Below are 17,462 nucleotides of genomic sequence, written 5' to 3' on the forward strand. Positions count from 1 at the left end.
GCGGATTCTAACAAAGAGAGAACTAATGTTAAATGGCTATTCAACAGATCAAACTTTACCCTGAATCTCCAGCGCCTTCTGATACAGCTCCTTTTTATTTTCACCACTAACCTCAGCAACAATGGCAGCGGCTTTTTTCGGTGGCAGCTCTGCCAGCAACAAGCGGAATAATTTATCGATATTGATGGCTGAATTAGTTTGTGGATTTTTATTACCGGCCACCATCACCACAAATTCGCCTTTTTGCTGGTCGGCATCCGCCTGCAACTGCTCAGCAATATCGGGCAAGGTACCGTGATAAAAACTCTCGAAGGTTTTGGTTAATTCACGCGCCACACAGGCTTCACGCTCATCGCCCAATACCTCCGCCATAACAGATAAGGTGTCGAGAATACGGTGCTTGGATTCATAAAACACCAACGTCGCCGACTCTTGTGCCACATTCTCAAGCCGTTCTTTTTTAGCGCCGCTTTTATGCGGTAAAAAGCCCTCAAATGAAAAACGATCAGTCGGCAGCCCGGCGGCGGATAACGCGGTAATCAGTGCACTCACGCCGGGAATGGGAGTAACCGTTAGTTGCTTCTGACGCAGCCCCTGTACCAACGGATAACCCGGGTCTGAGATCAGAGGCGTGCCCGCGTCGGATACCAGCGCCATGGTACGGCCACCATTCAGGTGCTCGGCCACCTGTTCAATGCGATCGCGTTCATTATGGTCATGCACCGATAACAACGGCTTCTTAAGACCGAGGTGCTGCAGTAATTTTTGGGTATGTCTGGTATCCTCGCAGGCAATCAGATCAACCGCCGCCAGCACCTGACGCGCCCGCTCGCTTAAATCTGCGAGATTACCAATCGGGGTAGCAACCACATATAAGGTGCCAGGCTGCAACAGTGGAACAGATGTCATGCGGGGAAACTCTTTACAATACGGATCAAAACCCGGTTTGTTAAAAACGGGCGGTTTATTGCTGCTGGCAGGTTGCTTCGGCTTCGGGTTAAGTGGCTGCTCCACAACCCCCAAACAACCGGAGTTGCAGGCAACGGAACAAAACACCGTCATCCCGGCTGAGCAACAACAACTGGCTCAGGCCGCTAACAGCATTAAAAACGGCGAGTTTCGCAATGCTGCGCTGCAATTGCAACTGCTGGCCGAACGTTCACTCAGCTATTCGGATCAGGTTGAATACTGGCTATTGCAAGCAGAGCTGAATCTGGCAACCGCCGACATCGATAACGCAGAGCAAGCGTTGCAACAGGTACAGAACATTCAGCAATTTGCCACCCCGGAGCAGGAGCGCCACTACAGCCTACTGCGGGCACAATTACTGGAAGCTCAACATCAATACCTGGCCGCTGCCCGCGAACGTGATTTTCTGGCTGGCATCCTGAGCGACAGCGAACGTTCACAAAACCATGAACAGATCTGGCATAACCTGATGCAGTTGCCGGAGCTGGATCTATTAGCCTGGGCTGAAAAGTCTCCGGATACTCAGTTTGGTGACTGGTTACAACTGGCCGCCATCGGTAAAAATGCCCGCCTGACTCTGGATGAACACCTGGCCGAAGTTGAGCGTTGGCGTCAACAGAACCCAGGGCATCCTGCGGCGATTACCATGCCGGGTAGTCTGGCCATTCTGGCCGATATTGCCGCTTCACGCCCAAAACAGGTTGCTCTGTTGTTACCACTCTCAGGGCCGCTGGCAAAAACCGGCCAGGCGGTACGCGATGGCTTTATGGCGGCGTATTTTGAATCGTTAAATAAAGGCTCAGCCATCCCACTGGTGAATGTTTACGACACACAAGCCTTTAACTCGATTGATTCCGCCTACAGTGCCGCACAATTTGAAGGCAATGAATGGGTCATTGGCCCGTTTAATAAAAAAACCGTGCAAACCTTACAGCAGCGTACCGAACTGCCTTTGCCAACACTGGCACTGAACTATGGTGAGCGTAATGACAATTCACCGGCCAGCAACCTGTATCAGTTTGGTCTGGCCGCCGAAGATGAAGCGGTACAAATTGCCAATCAGGCCTGGCAAGACGGCCACCGTCGTGCGCTGGTCATGATGCCAAAAGGTAACTGGGGTCAGCGGGTTTATGCCGCCTTTGAACAACGCTGGACTGAACTCGGCGGTGAAATTGGCGAACAGCGCTATTACAGCAACCGCAAAGATTACAACCCGGAAATCAAAGCCTTGCTGAATGTTGATGACAGCCAGCAACGATTTAACACCATGCGTAAAATTCTGCGCGAAAGCACCGAGTTTGAGCCTCGCCGTCGCCAGGACGTGGACTGGGTGTTTATGGTCGCGCTGCCAAAACAGGCACGTCAGATCAAACCCACACTGGAGTTTAACTTTGCCGGTGACCTGCCAATTTATGCCACCTCACATATTTATTCCGGCGTAGTGAATCAACGCAAAGACCGCGATCTGAACGGCATCCGCTTTTGTGATGCCCCCTGGCTGCTGGAGAAAAGCGACCTGCACCAAACGGTTGAATCCACATTGGAAAATGGCCAGGGCGGATACACACGCTTGTATGCGATGGGCGTGGATGCCTTCCGTTTATTACCTCGCCTGAAACAATTACAGGCGTTCCCTAACAGTCAGGTATTTGGTAGTACTGGCGCTCTGTCGATGGATAACAGTCGTCGTATTCACCGCCAGACTCAGTGCACCCGTTTCCGCAGCGGTAAACCGGCCCAGTTAGCCGCTAGCGACTGATTCATTCCCCTGATCCCAACACAAGGATGTGTTATGTCATTAGATGCCCGCAACCCACAACAAAAGCGCCGTTATGGCGAAGATATCGAGCAACAGGCACAGCGCTGGCTGATACAGCAAGGCTTACAGCCATTGGAAAGCAATTACGGCATCAAAGCCGGAGAGATTGACCTGATCATGCAGCACCATCAGGTGCTGGTGTTTATTGAAGTTCGTTATCGTGCCGATGATGAGCACGGCTCCGGCGCCGAAACCATTACCTATCAAAAACAGCGGAAGCTGCGCAAAACCGCAGAACATTATCTGCAGAAACACTTTGGTAATACACCACCGGATTGCCGCTTTGACGTTATTTCAGCCAGTGGTAACCCGGCTGTCTTTGAGTGGATACAAAACGCTTTTTAGTTGTTCCATCAGGCTGATAAGAATGACTCTTAAACGCTATCCAGATGGGTGCTTTTTCATTATGATTGCTGTTCGCTTTTTCGGAGTTCCGCAGTGTTAGAACGTATCATCGGCCACTTTGGTGCCAGCATCGAAACCAAAATGTTATCGGCAGAAGAGTTACCGCCCTATATTGAACAGGCCGGTCAGGTGATGGTTCAGTCATTGTTAACCGGTGGCAAAATTCTCAGTTGTGGTAATGGCGGCTCAGCCGGTGACGCGCAACACTTTTCATCCGAGCTGCTGAACCGCTTTGAGCGGGAACGCCCGAGTCTGCCCGCCATTGCGCTAACTACCGATTCATCCACTGTGACGTCGATTGCTAACGACTACAGCTACAACGAAGTGTTTTCAAAACAGATTCGTGCGTTAGGAAACCCGGGCGATGTTTTACTGGCGATTTCCACCAGTGGCAACTCAGCCAATGTTATTCAGGCGATTCAGGCAGCTCATGAACGTGAAATGACCGTAGTTGCTCTGAGTGGTAAAGATGGTGGCGGTATGGCTTCATTATTAACCGCTGATGACGTGGAAATTCGGGTACCAAGCGATGTGACCGCCCGCATTCAGGAGGTGCACTTAATCGCGATTCACTGCCTGTGTGACTTTATTGATTGTTCGCTGTTCGGCGAGGAATAAGCTGGCGACGAACAGCTAGAAAAGAGCTATTACAGTTTACGATTGACCGCAATCGCTACAACCCGGTGATTGCGGTAATTTCCAACTGCGCCATTCGGCACTCATCGCATCAAACGTCATCAGCTTGCCTACCGCAGGCTCACCAATACCTGCAATCAACTTCAGCGCTTCCAGTGCCTGCATACTGCCAATCACACCCACCAACGGCGATAACACGCCATTCTCAGAACAGGTTAATTGCTCATCATCGAGATTGGGGTACAAACAGCGGTAACAAGGCGCATTCTCCCGGCGCGGGTCAAACACTGTAATTTGCCCGTTTAAGCCTACCGCCGCACCAGACACCCAGGGAATATTCTGTTCTAAACAAACCAAATTCAACAGATAACGAATGGTTGCGTTATCAGTGCAATCAATGACTAACGTAACCGGAGTTTGGCTGAAAAAAGATCGCAGCCATTGCTCGTCTGCTCGTTGCTGAATGGCCTGAACGTTAACGTCTGGGTTTAACCGTAATACATCGGCTTTGGCGGATTCCACTTTTGCGATGCCAACATCCGCAGTGCCGTGTGCGGTCTGACGCTGCAGATTGGATAACTCCACCACATCATCATCCACCAACGTTAGTTCGCCAATTCCTGAAGCCGCCAGATACTGAATCACCGGACAACCCAAACCACCAGCCCCCACCACCAGCACATGGGCATCCAGCAGTGCTTGCTGCCCTTCAATATCCATTTGTGGCAGTAAAATATGGCGGCTATAACGGAGGAGCTGTTGATCGTTCATGGTGATCCAATATGTGTAAACAATTACGCTGCATCAAAGGAGACAGTATTAACACTGGCAAGATTAACCGTCTGCTTGGCTTGCCATAAGTCGTAGTTATCCTGCATGGCGAGCCAGCTCTCAGGAGTACGGCCCACCGCTTTTGACAATCGTAATGCCATTTCAGGGGTGATGCTGCTTTGTCCTTTTAATATGCGGCTCAACGTGGAGGATGCCACATCTAATTGTTGTGCAAGAAAACGGCAGCTATAGCCAAACGGCTCCAAATAGGTTGCTTTGATAAACTCGCCAGGGTGAGGAGGGTTATGCATCGTCATTAGTGATAGTCCTCATAATTTAAGATAAAGGCATTACCATCTTTAAACTCAAAGGTTATTCGCCAGTTCCCATTAACAGAAATTGACCAAATGCCTTCCCGGGTACCTTTTAATGAATGCAGTTGATAGCCGGGTAAATCGATATCTTCTATCACATGAGCAGTGTCGATCGCTGTAAGCTGCATCTTCAGCGTTTTGGCATGACTGTGCTGAATTCCGGAAGTATTGCCGGATTCAAAATACTTTTTGAGGCCCTTGTGCTTAAAAGATTTAATCATTAAAACAAAGTATCATGATGCGCATCACGCATCAACAGGTGTATGACGCAGAGCCAGTATGTCCACTCATCCCAACCAATAGCCACCCGATATCCGCGGATTACCGCCTAGGTCTTTGCGGTTTTCTACCTGATCAAAGCCACGTTGTTTCAGCAACTCACAAACAGCATCAGCTTGTTGGAAACCGTGTTCCAGCAACAGCCAGCCTCCTTCATTCAGGTAATTGGGTGCCTGTTCAATAATATGCTGTAAATCGGCCAGGCCCTTGTCAGCAGCAACCAACGCAGAGGAAGGCTCAAAGCGCACATCGCCTTGTTCCAGATGTGGATCTGTTTCGTCGATATAAGGAGGATTGGAAACAATTAAATTAAAGCGTTCGGCCGCTAAGGCAGAGAACCAGTCACTCTGACGGATGTCGGCATTATTCAGTCTCAGTGCTTGTTGATTGTGCCGGGCAAGCGCAACAGCTTCTGCCTGAAAATCCACGCCCGTGATGTTCCAACCTGGAAATTCAGACGCAATCGCCAGTGCAATAGCTCCGGTTCCGGTGCCTAAGTCCACGGCTTTGCCCACATCAGGCAGTTGTTGATTGGCGGCTAAATCCAGCACCCATTCCACCAGCGTTTCGGTATCCGCGCGAGGAATTAAGGTCGATGGTGCTACTTTAAACGGCAATGACCAGAACTCGCGCTCACCGAGAATATAAGCCAGCGGTTCACCGCTCAGGCGTTTCTCTAACAAGGTATTTACCTGAGAGCACTGCTCATCCGTCAGCGCTTTATCACCCCAGGTATAAAGGTAGGTACGGTTTTTCCCGAGCACACCCATCAGCAATAACTGCGCATCCAACAACGCCGACTCACGACCATGGTTGTCGTGAGCTGCGCTTTCCAGCTGTTGTTTAGCCTGTTGCAGCCACTGCTCAATGTTAACGGTCATAGCAACATCAACATTAGTTACCAGCCATCTCAGCCAGCAGGTTCGCCTGATGTTCCTGAATCAGCGGTTCAATCACCGGTGACAAATCACCCTGAACAATTTCATCCAGCTTGTATAAGGTCAGGTTAATGCGGTGGTCGGTAACCCGGCCTTGTGGATAGTTGTAGGTACGGATTCGCTCTGAGCGGTCACCCGAGCCCACCAGACTTTTACGAGTCGCTGCCTGTTCGGCATGAGCGGCCTGCATCTGCGCATCACGCAAACGAGTTGCCAGTAATGCCATCGCTTTGGCTTTGTTCTTGTGCTGCGAACGCTCGTCCTGACATTCCACCACCACGCCGGTTGGTAAGTGAGTCAGACGAATGGCGGAATCGGTTTTGTTAACGTGCTGACCACCGGCACCGGAAGCGCGGAAAGTATCAATACGCAGGTCGTTTTTGTTGATGTCAACTTCTTCTTCGCTTTCCACTTCCGGCATGATCGCCACCGTACAAGCCGAGGTATGAATACGGCCCTGACTTTCGGTTTCAGGTACACGTTGTACCCGGTGAGCACCGGATTCAAACTTCAGACGCGAGTACACATCCACCCCGGAAATACGGGTAATCACTTCTTTAAAACCGCCGTGTTCCCCTTCGTTGGCGCTCATCAGCTCAGCACGCCAGCCCTGAGTTTCGGCAAAACGGGTGTACATACGGTATAAGTCACCGGCAAAAATAGCGGCTTCATCACCACCGGTACCAGCACGGATTTCGACAATCACGTTACGGCCATCATCCGGGTCTTTGGGTAACAGCAGGATTTCGATCTTACCAGCCAGCTCTTCGATTTCCGCCTTGGCGTTAACCAGCTCTTCTTCACCCATGGCTTTCATATCCGGGTCAGAGTCCTGAGCCAGAATTTCCGCTTCTTCGAGGTTTTCCTGAGCCTGCTGATAATCCGAGAAGGTTTGTGCCACTTCCTCTAACTCAGCGTACTCTTTGGATAACTTACGGAACTTATCCTGATCACCAATCACGTCAGGATCGGATAACAGATGACCCACTTCTTCGTAGCGGTCGCGCAGTTGTTCGAGTTTAAACAGTATCGATTCTTTCATGATGTTTTTAAATTGGCGTTAAATAATGGGTTTTGAATAATCAGAGGATGGCAGTGGTCATCGCACTGTGGGTAAAGCGTTAGATAGAGAGACGCTAATGACCAGATTCGGGCTTTTCTGACGAGGAGTTCAGCTGGAACAATTCACGGGTCCAGTCGAGCGCTTCCAGGCGGCCTTCAGCGCCAGCTTTACGCAAAGATTTAGTTGGGGCATGCAGCAGTTTATTAGAGAAGGTGTGCGCAAACTGGCGCAGCACTTTCTCGGCATCTGCACCGTTTTGTAATTGCTTCAGCGCTTTTTCTAACTGATCTTCTTTAACCAGATCCACATGAGTTCGCAGGTCCGTCACGGTATTAACCGCATCCAGCGTTTTTAACTCACGCATATAATGCTCAACACCCGACAGGATCAGCTCTTCAGCCTGACGGGCGGCATCCTCACGCGAGCGTACGTTTTCTTCAATAATGTCGCGCAGGTCATCCACGGTATAAAGGTAAACGTCGGATAACTCGGCTACTTCTTCTTCGATGTCACGCGGTACGGCAATATCCACCATAAACATCGGCTTATGGCGACGCTTTTTCAGCGCTTTTTCCACCGCACCTTTACCCAGAATTGGCAACGGGCTGGCGGTAGAAGAAATAATAATATCGGCATCGGCCAGCACGGTTGGGATATCTTCTAACAACACCGCATCAGCATGAAATTCCTGCGCCAGATTCTGTGCACGCGCCAGGGTTCGGTTCGCCAGCGTCATCTTTTTTACACCAGCCTGATGTAAATGGCGCGCCACCAGCTCAATGGTTTCGCCAGCGCCAATCAGTAAGGCACGGCTGTGGCTTAAATCGGCAAAGATATGTTGTGCCATCCGCACCGCCGCGAAGGCAACGGAGACCGGGTTTTCGCCAATGGCGGTATCGGTACGCACCCGCTTGGCAATGGAAAACGTCTGGCGGAATAAGCGACCCAGCTCGGTGCTGACCGTACCGGCTTCCTGAGCCACCGCATAAGCTGACTTCATCTGGCCCAGAATCTGAGGTTCGCCCAATACGAGGGAATCCAACCCAGACGCTACCCGCATGGTGTGCTGCACGGCTTTATCTTCACCTAAGCAATAGAGGGAACCGTTGAGTTCCTGCGGGTCAATATTATGGTGCTGTGCCATCCAGTCTGCCAATACGGCTTTTTGTTGTGCCGCCTGAACATCAATGTCCTGATTATTAAGAGGAGAAGAACAGTAAATTTCGGTGCGGTTACAGGTAGAAAGGATCACCACTTCAGAAACCGGGTCTAACGACTGAACCTGATTAAGCACCTGGGGCATGCTGGCCGGGTCGAACGCTACACGCTCGCGAACCGAAACCGGTGCCGTTTTGTGGTTAATGCCAAGTGCCCAAATACCCATACTGCTGAAGGAACCTTCTATCTGAAGTGAAAGCGATAAAAAAGCGCCGATTATAAACACCTATTTGCCGCTTTGCTGCTGAAATCTTTGACTTAACTCGTTATCTGACCCTAAATATGGGCAAAGACAGACATTACTGACGGCAAAACGCCGTGACACATAAGGATGAATCCATTGAGGCCGTTTGTGACACCACGCCTGATCCCTATTTTAGCCCGGCTGCGTTTGTTAACCACCACCTTTACCCTGCCATTGCTGCTCAGTGGCTGCGCCGCCTTCCAGTCTCAACCCAGCCCATCAGACGATCAGGAGCTTGAGATGGAGGCACAAAGCCCATCCACCCCAGCCCAGCAAGAGGTCTATCGCCCGATTCCGGCTGATACCCTGTATTCATTATTAGTGGCCGAGGTCGCCGGCCAGCGCCAGCGTTATGATATTTCGCTGTACCACTATATGACTCAGGCACGGAAAACCCAGGATGCTGATATTTCGGAACGGGCCGCCCGTATTGCCCAGTACGTTGGCAGTGGTGAATTAGCAGAAGAAGCACTGGCTATCTGGCTGCAGCAAGAACCGGATGACCCGGCAGCACATCAGGCAGCGGCACAACTGGCCATGGATGCCGGAGATTTTCCACTGGCTCTGAGCCATATGGAGCAGCTTTATAACCTGGCCGGTATCAGCCAGTTTGATTATCTGGCCGCCAATGCCAGCCGCCTGCCCGAACATCAGAAAAAGCAATTACTGGATCGCCTGGCAGGTCTGAATGCCACCTACCCGGATAATGCCAATCTGTTTCAGGCCCGTGCCATTCTTGAACAGCAACTTGGCCTCTATCCGGCGGCACTGAAACATAATGACCAGGCGTTGTCGCTGGAACCAGAGTTTCTGGCTGCCAAAGTTCAGCGAGCCCGGTTATTAACCCAGATGGGTCGTGTCGATGATGCCATTGATTGGTCAACCGAGCTGCAACAGGAATACCCCAACCACAAAGGCATCGCCGTCTTACGTGCCCGTTTATTGCTGCAACAACGCCGTATGGATGATGCTCTGATTGCCTTTGATGAATTGCATCAGAATTTCCCGCGCGACATGGCCATTTTGTTATCGTTGGCTTTGCTGGAAGAAGAAATGGGAGATCAGCAGCGCGCCAAGCAGCATTTACAGAAATTACTGAGCAACGGTGCTCACCCCAATGAAGCCAACTTTTACCTGGGCAAAATCGCAGAGGAACAAGGCCAACCACAACAGGCTATTCAATATTACAGCCAGGTCAGTGATGGCCGTGAATTTTTGCCTGCTCATCTTAATGCCGCGGAGCTGATTAATGAGACTCAGGGATTAGCAGCAGCACGCGCGTATCTGACGGAGCTGCGACAGGTTCACCCCGGACAAATCAGTCCGTTAACCCGTATTGAAGTGGAATTATTAACCAATGCCGATCAGAAAGAAGAAGCGATCCAGATACTGACTCAGGCACTTGTGATCAAACAAAACGATCACGACCTGCTATACACCAGAGCCATGATGGCAGAGCAGCTGGATGATCTGGCCATGTTGGAAAAAGACCTGCGCCATCTGATTAAGCTCGACCCAAACAATGCCGAAGCCCTGAATGCGCTGGGCTATACCCTGGCGGATCGCACCGATCGCTGGCAGGAAGCTTTGCCCCTGGTCGAAAAAGCACTGAGTTTATCTCCCGAAAACCCGGCTATTATCGACAGCCTTGGATGGATTTACTTCCGTGCCGGTGAACTCGACAAAGCTCGCCCGCTACTGAAGCAAGCATTCGATATTATGGCCGATCATGAAATTGCGGCTCACTATGGTGAATTACTCTGGGTATCGGGCAATCAGGATGAAGCGCGGAAAGTCTGGCAGCAAGGCCTGAACAACAACCCACAAAGTGACCTGATTCAGGAAACCATGCAGCGTCTGAATGTGGATAACCCACCGTCTGCAGAGCGGGTAGAGCAATAATGATTCGATTTATTGGCCTGATGCTGGTTATCAGTCTCAGTGGCTGCGCGTCTTTATTACCTCAGGGCGGGCAAGAAACGCTGCAACAGCAACTGTCTGCTATCAACGATTGGAAAGTGCGCGGTAAATTATCTGTTGTCACGCCACAAGAAAGCGTCACCGGTTACCTCACCTGGGATCAGCAAGAAACCGATTACCGTTTGTTTATTACCGGCCCCTTTGGTCAGGGTTCATCACAACTGAGCGGTTCCGCCCAACACGCCGAGCTGTTACTGCCGGGTTGGGAGCAACCTCAGGTTGCCGATAATGCCGAAGAACTGATGTTGCGTTATATGGGCTGGAACTTTCCGGTGAGTGATATTCGCCACTGGGTAAAAGGTCAACCGGCGCCTTCAGCAGAAAATGCAGCATCGTCAAAAAACACCACAACAGCTGTGTTTGACGAGTCCGGTTTATTAAAAGAACTGCAGCAACATGGCTGGCAGGTTAAATATTCTCGTTACAGCCGCCAGCAAGGCTTCTGGCTGCCCGGCCTGATCAAAGTCTCTGGCCATAACTTCCGTTTTGTTTTTTCAATTAAAGAGTGGACCATTAATGGCTAACGACTCTGTGTCAGAGTGGCTGACAGTCCCTGCCCCTGCCAAACTGAATCTGATGTTACATATCACCGGTCAGCGTGAAGATGGCTATCACAACCTGCAGACCCTGTTTCAGTTTATTGATCTTTGTGACGAACTGGACTTCAGAGTACGCGAGGATAATCAGCTGACACTGGAGCCTGCCATCGATGATGTGCCGTTTGAAGACAATCTGATTATCAAAGCCGCTCGTGCACTGCAGGCCAGAAGTGATCGCTCTTTAGGAGCCGACATTCGTCTTAATAAAATATTACCGATGGGTGGTGGCTTGGGCGGTGGTAGTTCTGATGCCGCTACCACACTGCTGGCACTCAATCATTTATGGCAACTGAACTTATCATTTGATGAGCTGGCTGAAATGGGTTTGCAGCTGGGGGCCGATGTGCCGGTGTTTGTTCGCGGTCAGGCAGCCTTCGCAGAAGGGGTTGGTGAAATACTCACACCAACGCCTGAGTTGGACGAGCCTTGGTATTTAGTCGTGGCTCCGCAAGTCCATGTTAATACAGGGAATATTTTTTCAAATAAATGTTTGACACGCGATACCGACCTCATTAATATACGCACCGCGCTGAGGCGAGAGGGAAACAACGACTGCCAAGCAGTTGTTTCAACACTTTACCCTGAAGTTGGTAAAGCATTGAATTTGCTAAATAATTTCTCTTCTGCTAAGCTGACGGGCACTGGAGCTTGCATATTTTCAAGCTTCGGTTCTGAGGCAGAAGCTATCAAAGTTTCTGACCAGTTACCGGCTGAATATGTGTCGTTTGTGGCAAAGGGGGTTAACACCTCACCTGCTCACAAGATATTATTCAGACCGTCTTAAAAGTTGGGGTGTCGCCAAGTGGTAAGGCAACGGGTTTTGATCCCGTCATCCGCAGGTTCGAGTCCTGCCACCCCAGCCATCCTATTCTACTCTTATCTGTTACTGACTAATTGCATCAATCAAAGGGGACGAATGTGTCTAAGTTGATGGTATTTACTGGCAATGCCAATCCCGAGCTGGCCAAACTGGTCGTTGAGCGTCTTGACATTCCTCTTGGCGAAGCCACTGTTGGCAAGTTCAGTGACGGAGAGATCACCGTTGAACTGCACGAAAATGTTCGCGGTAAAGACGTATTTATTCTGCAGCCGACCTGCTCGCCTACCAATGACAACTTAATGGAAGTGCTATTGCTGGCTGATGGCCTGCGTCGTGCTTCTGCCAGCCGTATCACCGCGGTTGTACCTTATTTTGGCTATGCTCGCCAGGATCGTCGTCCTCGCTCAGCACGGGTGCCGATTTCTGCACGTGCTGTGGCTGATATGATGTCAGGCGCTGGTATTGACCGTGTATTAACCGTTGATTTACACGCCGACCAGATTCAGGGCTTCTTCGATATCCCGGTGGATAATGTTTATGGCTCTCCAATCCTGATCGACGATATCGAGCGTCAGAACTACGACAACTTAGTGGTTGTATCCCCAGACATCGGCGGTGTGGTTCGTGCTCGTGCCGTCGCCAAACAACTGGGCGCAGATCTGGCCATCATCGACAAGCGTCGACCAAAAGCCAACGTTTCTGAAGTAATGCACATCATTGGCGAAGTTCAGGATCGCACCTGTATTCTGGTTGACGATATGGTTGATACCGCCGGCACTCTGTGTCAGGCCGCCAAAGCATTAAAAGAGTTTGGCGCGAATAAAGTTGTCGCATACTGTACCCATCCTGTATTATCCGGCCCCGCTGTTGAGCGCCTGTCGTCGGCTGAACTGGATGAGCTGGTTGTTACTGACACCATCCCACTGACAGAAGCGGCCAAAAGCACGGGCTGTATTCGCCAGTTAACCATTGCTGGTCTACTGGCTGAGTCGATTCGTCGGGTTAATAACGAAGAGTCCATCAGTGCGATGTTCCGTTAAAACAACGTACTAAAGAAAATTTTTATACCGCTTGAACTGGTCGCAAGTTCAGGCGGTTTTCCGTACTGAAAAGTACATTTTTACAACCTTATTAAAGGAAAACATCATGTCAGAATTTAATCTGAATGCAGTAGTTCGCGAAGATTCAGGGAAAGGTGCGAGCCGCCGCCTGCGTCGCGAAAACGGCGTACCAGCTATCGTTTATGGTGGTAAAGCTGGCGGTAACGACCGTAAGCCAACCGCTATCACTCTGGCGGCTAACGAACTGAACAAACTGCTGGAAAACGAAGCGTTCTACAGCTCTATCATTACCCTGACCATCGGCGACAAAGCTGAACAGGTAATCCTGAAAGATCTGCAACGTCACCCAGCTAAGCAGCTGATCTGGCACGCTGACTTCCTGCGCGTAAGCAAGAGCACTAAGATCAAAGCACACGTTCCACTGCACTTCCTGAACGAAGACAGCTGTGTTGGCGTTAAACTGGGCGGCGGCAAAATTGCTCACCAGCTGACCAGCCTGGACATCATCTGTGCAGCAGGCGATCTGCCAGAATTCATCGAAATCGATCTGGCTGATGCTGAAGCGGGTACCGTTATTCACCTGTCTGACCTGAAACTGCCTAAAGGCGTTGAGTCTCTGGCTCTGTCTCACGGCCCAGAGCACGACACTTCTGTTGTTACTGTTGCAGCTCCAAAAGGCGGCGCAGCTGACGAAGAAGAAGGCGAAGAAGCAGCTGAATAATTTCAGACCTGCAGACCTCGTCTGAAAAAAGCGGAGCTGGTCTCCGCTTTTTTATTGCCTGAAAACTACCGCACGGAATAATGCTGAACAAATCTTAGTGGAATAACATGATGAGTGATATTCAGTTAATTGTTGGCCTGGGCAATCCCGGCAGCGAATACGAAAACACCCGCCATAATGCCGGTGCCTGGTTGGTTGAGCGCCTGGCCGAAACGTATCGTATTCCTTTATCTGCCGATAAAAAGTTTTTTGGCAAAGCAGGCAAGGGCATTATTGAAGGCAAAACCGTCTGGTTACTGCTGCCAACCACCTTTATGAATGCCAGCGGTAAATCGGTTCAGGCACTGGCTAACTTTTATAAGTTATCACCTGAACAGATTCTGGTAGCTCACGATGAGCTGGATATGCCAACCGGCGTTGCCAAATTTAAACAAGGTGGCGGCCACGGCGGGCAGAATGGTTTGCGCGATATTATTGGTAAACTGGGCAACAACAAAAACTTCCATCGTTTGCGTATTGGCATTGACCATCCGGGTGATAAGAACAAAGTCACCGGCCACGTATTAGGCAAAGCCAGCAAAAGTGAGCAACAAGCGATTGATAATGCCATTGATGAAGCAATCCGGGTGATCCCAATAGCGTTGGCAGGCGATCTGCCTAAAGCAATGAATCGACTTCATTCGTATAAAGGGTAAAATACCCGGCAATTTTTCATCGGACTCACCCATTGCGTGATTTCGACCTTATTTTTACTTTCAGGAATTTGTTATGGGCTTTAAGTGCGGCATCGTTGGCCTTCCAAACGTGGGTAAATCCACTCTCTTTAACGCATTAACAAAATCAGGTATCGGCGCGGAAAACTTCCCGTTTTGTACCATTGAGCCCAACAGCGGCATTGTTCCTATGCCAGACCCGCGTCTGGATACACTGGCCGGTATCGTTTCTCCGGAAAAAGTGATTCCAACCACCATGGAATTCGTCGATATTGCTGGCCTGGTAAAAGGCGCTTCCAAAGGTGAAGGCCTGGGTAACCAGTTTCTGGCCAACATTCGTGAAACCGACGCCATCGCTCATGTGGTGCGCTGTTTTGAAGACCCGAATGTGATCCACGTTGAAAACACCATCAACCCAGCGGATGACATTGATGTTATCAACCTGGAACTGATTTTGGCCGACCTCGACAGCGCACAAAAGCAGCTGCAACGTGTGACCCGTACCGCAAAAAGCGGCAATAAAGACGCTGTCGCTGACAAAGCATTGCTGGAACGCATCGTCGAGCACTTAGAAGCTGACCAACCAGTTCGCACGATGGAACTGAATGACGACGAACAGAATCGTATTCGCCTGTTCCACATGATCACCATCAAACCAACCATGTACATTGCCAATGTGGCAGAAGACGGTTTCGAAAATAACCCTCATCTGGATGTGGTTCGTGGCATTGCTGAAAACGAAAATGCCGTGGTTGTCCCGGTATGCAACAAAATTGAGCAGGAAATTTCTGAGCTGGAAGACGCTGAAGACGTTGAAATGTTCCTCGAAGAAATGGGTCAGAGCGAACCCGGCCTGAACCGCGTTATTCGTGGTGGCTATGAACTGTTGGGTCTGCAAACCTACTTTACCGCCGGTAAGAAAGAAGTCCGCGCCTGGACTGTCAAACAAGGTGCTACCGCACCACAAGCCGCTGGTGTGATTCATACCGATTTTGAGCGTGGCTTTATCCGCGCAGAGACCATGTCGTATGACGACTTTATCGAGCACAACGGTGAGTCCGGCTGTAAAGCCGCTGGTAAACTGCGTGTAGAAGGTAAGGAATACATCGTTAAAGACGGCGATGTGATGCACTTCCTGTTTAACGTTTAAGCCAACTCTTTCTGTCTTGATGGCAATACCACCACACGGCGGTATTGCCCATCCACCTCCTCTCCTTTCTTACTGAAATTGCTTTGTTGCAGATTTAAAACAATCTGATCCAGGCGGAATGATTGTTCACTCTCTGCTTTTGCCGCAGAATGAACATTCAGTCACATCATGCAGTAACCTGAGTTGTCATGGTCGAAAAACGCGAACAAATTCTGGAAGCCACCGCCGACCTGATCGCGGAGTGTGGCTTGCAAGCCAGCCCGATGTCTAAAGTGGCAAAAAGTGCTTGCTGTGGCGCAGGAACCATTTATCGCTACTTCGAGACCAAAGACGAGTTAGTACAGGAGTTGTATCTGCAAATCGTGCAGAAAATGACGACCGAATGCCTGAAAAATTACAACGAAGCAGACTGCATTAAGATCCGCTTCTACACCTTCTGGGGCAATTTTTATTGTTACATGCGCTCAAACCCCAGAGACTGTGCGCTGGTTGAACAGTTATCGTCTTCTCCAGCGATATGTGGTGACTTTAAAGATCGGGCCACACAAACGATCCATAACGTGCTTGATCAACTGATGAACGATGGCAAACAGCAACATCTGTTTAAAGAATTACCCAATGATGTGTTAACCATGTTTACGTATGGTAGCGTGCTGACCATCGCCAAGACGCAGAGTACGATGCCGGAAAAGCTCGACGGCAAGCTGAATACCGACGACTTATTAAATCTGTGTTGGGATGCCATTAAGGCCTGATTCAGATTACGACCGTACAATTCGATATTAAACACAGCTGACGTGATACGCAGCTCAGAATAATTAAGTGCCTGATGGCATTTTTTTAGTGATAAAGACTGAATGAACATTCACTCTCATTCAGAAAAGGAGAGAACGATGAACAATGCCACAATCGCAGTAGCACAAACCACTCAAGCCAAAGCACCGGCACTGCAAACCAAAGCCAAAGCGCAGCTGAATACAGGTTATTACGACTTACTGGCGCAAATTGCTCTGACTCACAAACGCACCCGTAACTCCCGTCAGGCCTGAAAACAGCCTGACGCGGAGTTAAAAGAAAAGGTTATGCGAACGCCGAGCCAGTTCTATCAGTGAATTGTAGCGCCATCACCGAGGTCACCCTCAGCAAAGGCAGCCGGTAACACGGACAAACGATTAACCATCAACACCGAGTGCATGGGTGCAATCAGCTGCTGCTCGTCGCGCAGCTCTTCCAGCAAAATGCAGGTCGCATCAATGGAATCCAGATCAACAATGATCGCCAGCGGCATTCCAGAACAAGTATTCAGCGACACCAGATCACCAATCTCCAGCTCCTCACGCTCAGTAATCACATCGTCAGCCAGCCATTCATCCAATGGTTTTGGGGTCTGAAAACGGCGCAACGCCACCAACTGAACAATACCCTGTACTACGTCGTCGGTAATATCGAGTTCAACATCCGGCTCTGAGCTGAGGTCGATCACCCGATCAACCAGATCAAGAAATAACTCACTGTCTTCGTCAGACCAGCGTAAATCGCGTGAGCTGTTGCCAGCAGCTGCGTTGGATGGAAAACAGACATCGGTTGGAAACTCGGCGGCTTCACCGCTGTCTGAGGTTGGCATTAACAAGCTCACGACCTGAATGCCCTGTTGTTCTGCACGGCTGATTCGCCAAAATAAAGGTTGCATCTCTGCATTCAT

General features: G+C 50.1%; 20 protein-coding genes and 1 tRNA gene. 13 read left to right on the forward strand and 8 right to left on the reverse strand.

Annotated features, from left to right (window positions below):
- Positions 1-48: 48 nt before the first annotated feature.
- Positions 49-909 (reverse strand): 16S rRNA (cytidine(1402)-2'-O)-methyltransferase, encoded by an 861-nt coding sequence (gene rsmI, locus ACO05E_RS03035; RefSeq protein ID WP_419811522.1) that lies wholly within the window; start codon positions 907-909, stop codon positions 49-51.
- Between the two features lie 37 nt (positions 910-946).
- Between rsmI and ACO05E_RS03040 the strand changes: the two genes are divergently transcribed.
- From ACO05E_RS03040 to ACO05E_RS03050, 3 genes are all read left to right on the forward strand, one after another.
- Positions 947-2,728 carry a penicillin-binding protein activator gene (locus ACO05E_RS03040; protein WP_419811523.1) on the forward strand — a complete coding sequence of 594 codons (1,782 nt, stop codon included), beginning with the start codon at positions 947-949 and terminating at the stop codon, positions 2,726-2,728.
- Positions 2,729-2,761: 33 nt separating this feature from the next.
- Positions 2,762-3,133, forward strand: a complete 372-nt coding sequence (locus ACO05E_RS03045; protein ID WP_419811524.1) for a YraN family protein — start codon at positions 2,762-2,764, stop codon at positions 3,131-3,133.
- 93 nt (positions 3,134-3,226) lie between these two features.
- On the forward strand, positions 3,227-3,811 hold the full coding sequence (locus ACO05E_RS03050) for a phosphoheptose isomerase (protein WP_419811525.1): 585 nt from the start codon (positions 3,227-3,229) through the stop codon (positions 3,809-3,811).
- 36 nt (positions 3,812-3,847) lie between these two features.
- Here the strand turns inward: ACO05E_RS03050 and ACO05E_RS03055 are convergent, their stop codons facing one another.
- The 6 genes from ACO05E_RS03055 to hemA all read right to left on the reverse strand — a co-directional run bounded on the left by ACO05E_RS03055 (position 3,848) and on the right by hemA (position 8,638).
- Positions 3,848-4,600 carry a HesA/MoeB/ThiF family protein gene (locus ACO05E_RS03055; protein WP_419811526.1) on the reverse strand — a complete coding sequence of 251 codons (753 nt, stop codon included), beginning with the start codon at positions 4,598-4,600 and terminating at the stop codon, positions 3,848-3,850.
- Positions 4,601-4,623: 23 nt separating this feature from the next.
- Positions 4,624-4,917 (reverse strand): HigA family addiction module antitoxin, encoded by a 294-nt coding sequence (locus tag ACO05E_RS03060; RefSeq protein ID WP_419811527.1) that lies wholly within the window; start codon positions 4,915-4,917, stop codon positions 4,624-4,626.
- Positions 4,917-5,195 carry a type II toxin-antitoxin system RelE/ParE family toxin gene (locus ACO05E_RS03065; protein WP_419811528.1) on the reverse strand — a complete coding sequence of 93 codons (279 nt, stop codon included), beginning with the start codon at positions 5,193-5,195 and terminating at the stop codon, positions 4,917-4,919. Before ACO05E_RS03065 ends, ACO05E_RS03060 begins: the two co-directional genes overlap by 1 nt.
- A 66-nt stretch (positions 5,196-5,261) precedes the next feature.
- Positions 5,262-6,134, reverse strand: a complete 873-nt coding sequence (prmC, locus tag ACO05E_RS03070; RefSeq protein ID WP_419811529.1) for a peptide chain release factor N(5)-glutamine methyltransferase — start codon at positions 6,132-6,134, stop codon at positions 5,262-5,264.
- 13 nt (positions 6,135-6,147) lie between these two features.
- The gene (gene prfA, locus ACO05E_RS03075) at positions 6,148-7,233 is read right to left on the reverse strand and encodes a peptide chain release factor 1 (RefSeq protein ID WP_419811530.1); all 1,086 of its coding nucleotides are present in this window, start codon (positions 7,231-7,233) and stop codon (positions 6,148-6,150) included.
- Positions 7,234-7,327: 94 nt separating this feature from the next.
- Positions 7,328-8,638 carry a glutamyl-tRNA reductase gene (gene hemA, locus ACO05E_RS03080; protein ID WP_419811531.1) on the reverse strand — a complete coding sequence of 437 codons (1,311 nt, stop codon included), beginning with the start codon at positions 8,636-8,638 and terminating at the stop codon, positions 7,328-7,330.
- Between the two features lie 174 nt (positions 8,639-8,812).
- Between hemA and ACO05E_RS03085 the strand changes: the two genes are divergently transcribed.
- From ACO05E_RS03085 to ACO05E_RS03130, 10 genes are all read left to right on the forward strand, one after another.
- On the forward strand, positions 8,813-10,618 hold the full coding sequence (locus ACO05E_RS03085; protein WP_419811532.1) for a tetratricopeptide repeat protein: 1,806 nt from the start codon (positions 8,813-8,815) through the stop codon (positions 10,616-10,618).
- The gene (gene lolB / locus ACO05E_RS03090) at positions 10,618-11,220 is read left to right on the forward strand and encodes a lipoprotein insertase outer membrane protein LolB (protein WP_419811533.1); all 603 of its coding nucleotides are present in this window, start codon (positions 10,618-10,620) and stop codon (positions 11,218-11,220) included. The genes ACO05E_RS03085 and lolB overlap by 1 nt, the downstream gene beginning before the upstream one ends.
- Positions 11,213-12,079 carry a 4-(cytidine 5'-diphospho)-2-C-methyl-D-erythritol kinase gene (gene ispE, locus ACO05E_RS03095; protein WP_421722725.1) on the forward strand — a complete coding sequence of 289 codons (867 nt, stop codon included), beginning with the start codon at positions 11,213-11,215 and terminating at the stop codon, positions 12,077-12,079. Before lolB ends, ispE begins: the two co-directional genes overlap by 8 nt.
- Positions 12,080-12,083: 4 nt before the next feature.
- A tRNA-Gln gene (locus tag ACO05E_RS03100) sits at positions 12,084-12,158 on the forward strand.
- Between the two features lie 55 nt (positions 12,159-12,213).
- Positions 12,214-13,155, forward strand: coding sequence for a ribose-phosphate pyrophosphokinase (locus ACO05E_RS03105; protein ID WP_419811535.1), 942 nt, complete (start codon positions 12,214-12,216; stop codon positions 13,153-13,155).
- A gap of 106 nt (positions 13,156-13,261) precedes the next feature.
- Entirely contained in the window at positions 13,262-13,897 is a 636-nt protein-coding gene (locus ACO05E_RS03110; protein ID WP_419811536.1) for a 50S ribosomal protein L25/general stress protein Ctc, read from the forward strand.
- A 110-nt stretch (positions 13,898-14,007) separates the two neighbouring features.
- A complete protein-coding gene (pth, locus tag ACO05E_RS03115; RefSeq protein ID WP_419813650.1) occupies positions 14,008-14,592 on the forward strand; it encodes an aminoacyl-tRNA hydrolase in 585 nt (194 codons plus the stop codon).
- Positions 14,593-14,665: 73 nt separating this feature from the next.
- The gene (gene ychF, locus ACO05E_RS03120; RefSeq protein ID WP_419811537.1) at positions 14,666-15,760 is read left to right on the forward strand and encodes a redox-regulated ATPase YchF; all 1,095 of its coding nucleotides are present in this window, start codon (positions 14,666-14,668) and stop codon (positions 15,758-15,760) included.
- 188 nt (positions 15,761-15,948) lie between these two features.
- Entirely contained in the window at positions 15,949-16,515 is a 567-nt protein-coding gene (locus tag ACO05E_RS03125; protein WP_419811538.1) for a TetR/AcrR family transcriptional regulator, read from the forward strand.
- A gap of 138 nt (positions 16,516-16,653) precedes the next feature.
- Positions 16,654-16,809: a hypothetical protein gene (locus ACO05E_RS03130; protein ID WP_419811539.1), complete on the forward strand. Its 156-nt coding sequence runs from the start codon at positions 16,654-16,656 to the stop codon at positions 16,807-16,809.
- Positions 16,810-16,865: 56 nt separating this feature from the next.
- Here ACO05E_RS03130 and ACO05E_RS03135 read toward each other — a convergent pair whose 3' ends face one another.
- Complete coding sequence (locus ACO05E_RS03135) at positions 16,866-17,450, reverse strand: hypothetical protein (RefSeq protein WP_419811540.1); 585 nt, start codon at positions 17,448-17,450, stop codon at positions 16,866-16,868.
- Positions 17,451-17,462: the final 12 nt, after the last annotated feature.

Origin of the sequence: Bacterioplanoides sp. (assembly GCF_965226395.1) — a bacterium.
GTDB lineage: Bacteria > Pseudomonadota > Gammaproteobacteria > Pseudomonadales > Oceanobacteraceae > Bacterioplanoides.

Coding starts and splice junctions, on each gene's coding strand:
- ACO05E_RS03135 (WP_419811540.1), bottom strand. CDS start 17,450: ATGCAACCTTTATTTTGGCGAATCAGCCGTGCAGAACAACAGGGCATT.
- prfA (WP_419811530.1), bottom strand. CDS start 7,233: ATGAAAGAATCGATACTGTTTAAACTCGAACAACTGCGCGACCGCTAC.
- ACO05E_RS03045 (WP_419811524.1), top strand. CDS start 2,762: ATGTCATTAGATGCCCGCAACCCACAACAAAAGCGCCGTTATGGCGAA.
- rsmI (WP_419811522.1), bottom strand. CDS start 909: ATGACATCTGTTCCACTGTTGCAGCCTGGCACCTTATATGTGGTTGCT.
- ACO05E_RS03125 (WP_419811538.1), top strand. CDS start 15,949: ATGGTCGAAAAACGCGAACAAATTCTGGAAGCCACCGCCGACCTGATC.
- pth (WP_419813650.1), top strand. CDS start 14,008: ATGAGTGATATTCAGTTAATTGTTGGCCTGGGCAATCCCGGCAGCGAA.
- ychF (WP_419811537.1), top strand. CDS start 14,666: ATGGGCTTTAAGTGCGGCATCGTTGGCCTTCCAAACGTGGGTAAATCC.
- hemA (WP_419811531.1), bottom strand. CDS start 8,638: ATGGGTATTTGGGCACTTGGCATTAACCACAAAACGGCACCGGTTTCG.
- ispE (WP_421722725.1), top strand. CDS start 11,213: ATGGCTAACGACTCTGTGTCAGAGTGGCTGACAGTCCCTGCCCCTGCC.
- ACO05E_RS03060 (WP_419811527.1), bottom strand. CDS start 4,917: ATGACGATGCATAACCCTCCTCACCCTGGCGAGTTTATCAAAGCAACC.
- prmC (WP_419811529.1), bottom strand. CDS start 6,134: ATGACCGTTAACATTGAGCAGTGGCTGCAACAGGCTAAACAACAGCTG.
- ACO05E_RS03110 (WP_419811536.1), top strand. CDS start 13,262: ATGTCAGAATTTAATCTGAATGCAGTAGTTCGCGAAGATTCAGGGAAA.
- ACO05E_RS03065 (WP_419811528.1), bottom strand. CDS start 5,195: ATGATTAAATCTTTTAAGCACAAGGGCCTCAAAAAGTATTTTGAATCC.
- ACO05E_RS03130 (WP_419811539.1), top strand. CDS start 16,654: ATGAACAATGCCACAATCGCAGTAGCACAAACCACTCAAGCCAAAGCA.
- ACO05E_RS03055 (WP_419811526.1), bottom strand. CDS start 4,600: ATGAACGATCAACAGCTCCTCCGTTATAGCCGCCATATTTTACTGCCA.
- lolB (WP_419811533.1), top strand. CDS start 10,618: ATGATTCGATTTATTGGCCTGATGCTGGTTATCAGTCTCAGTGGCTGC.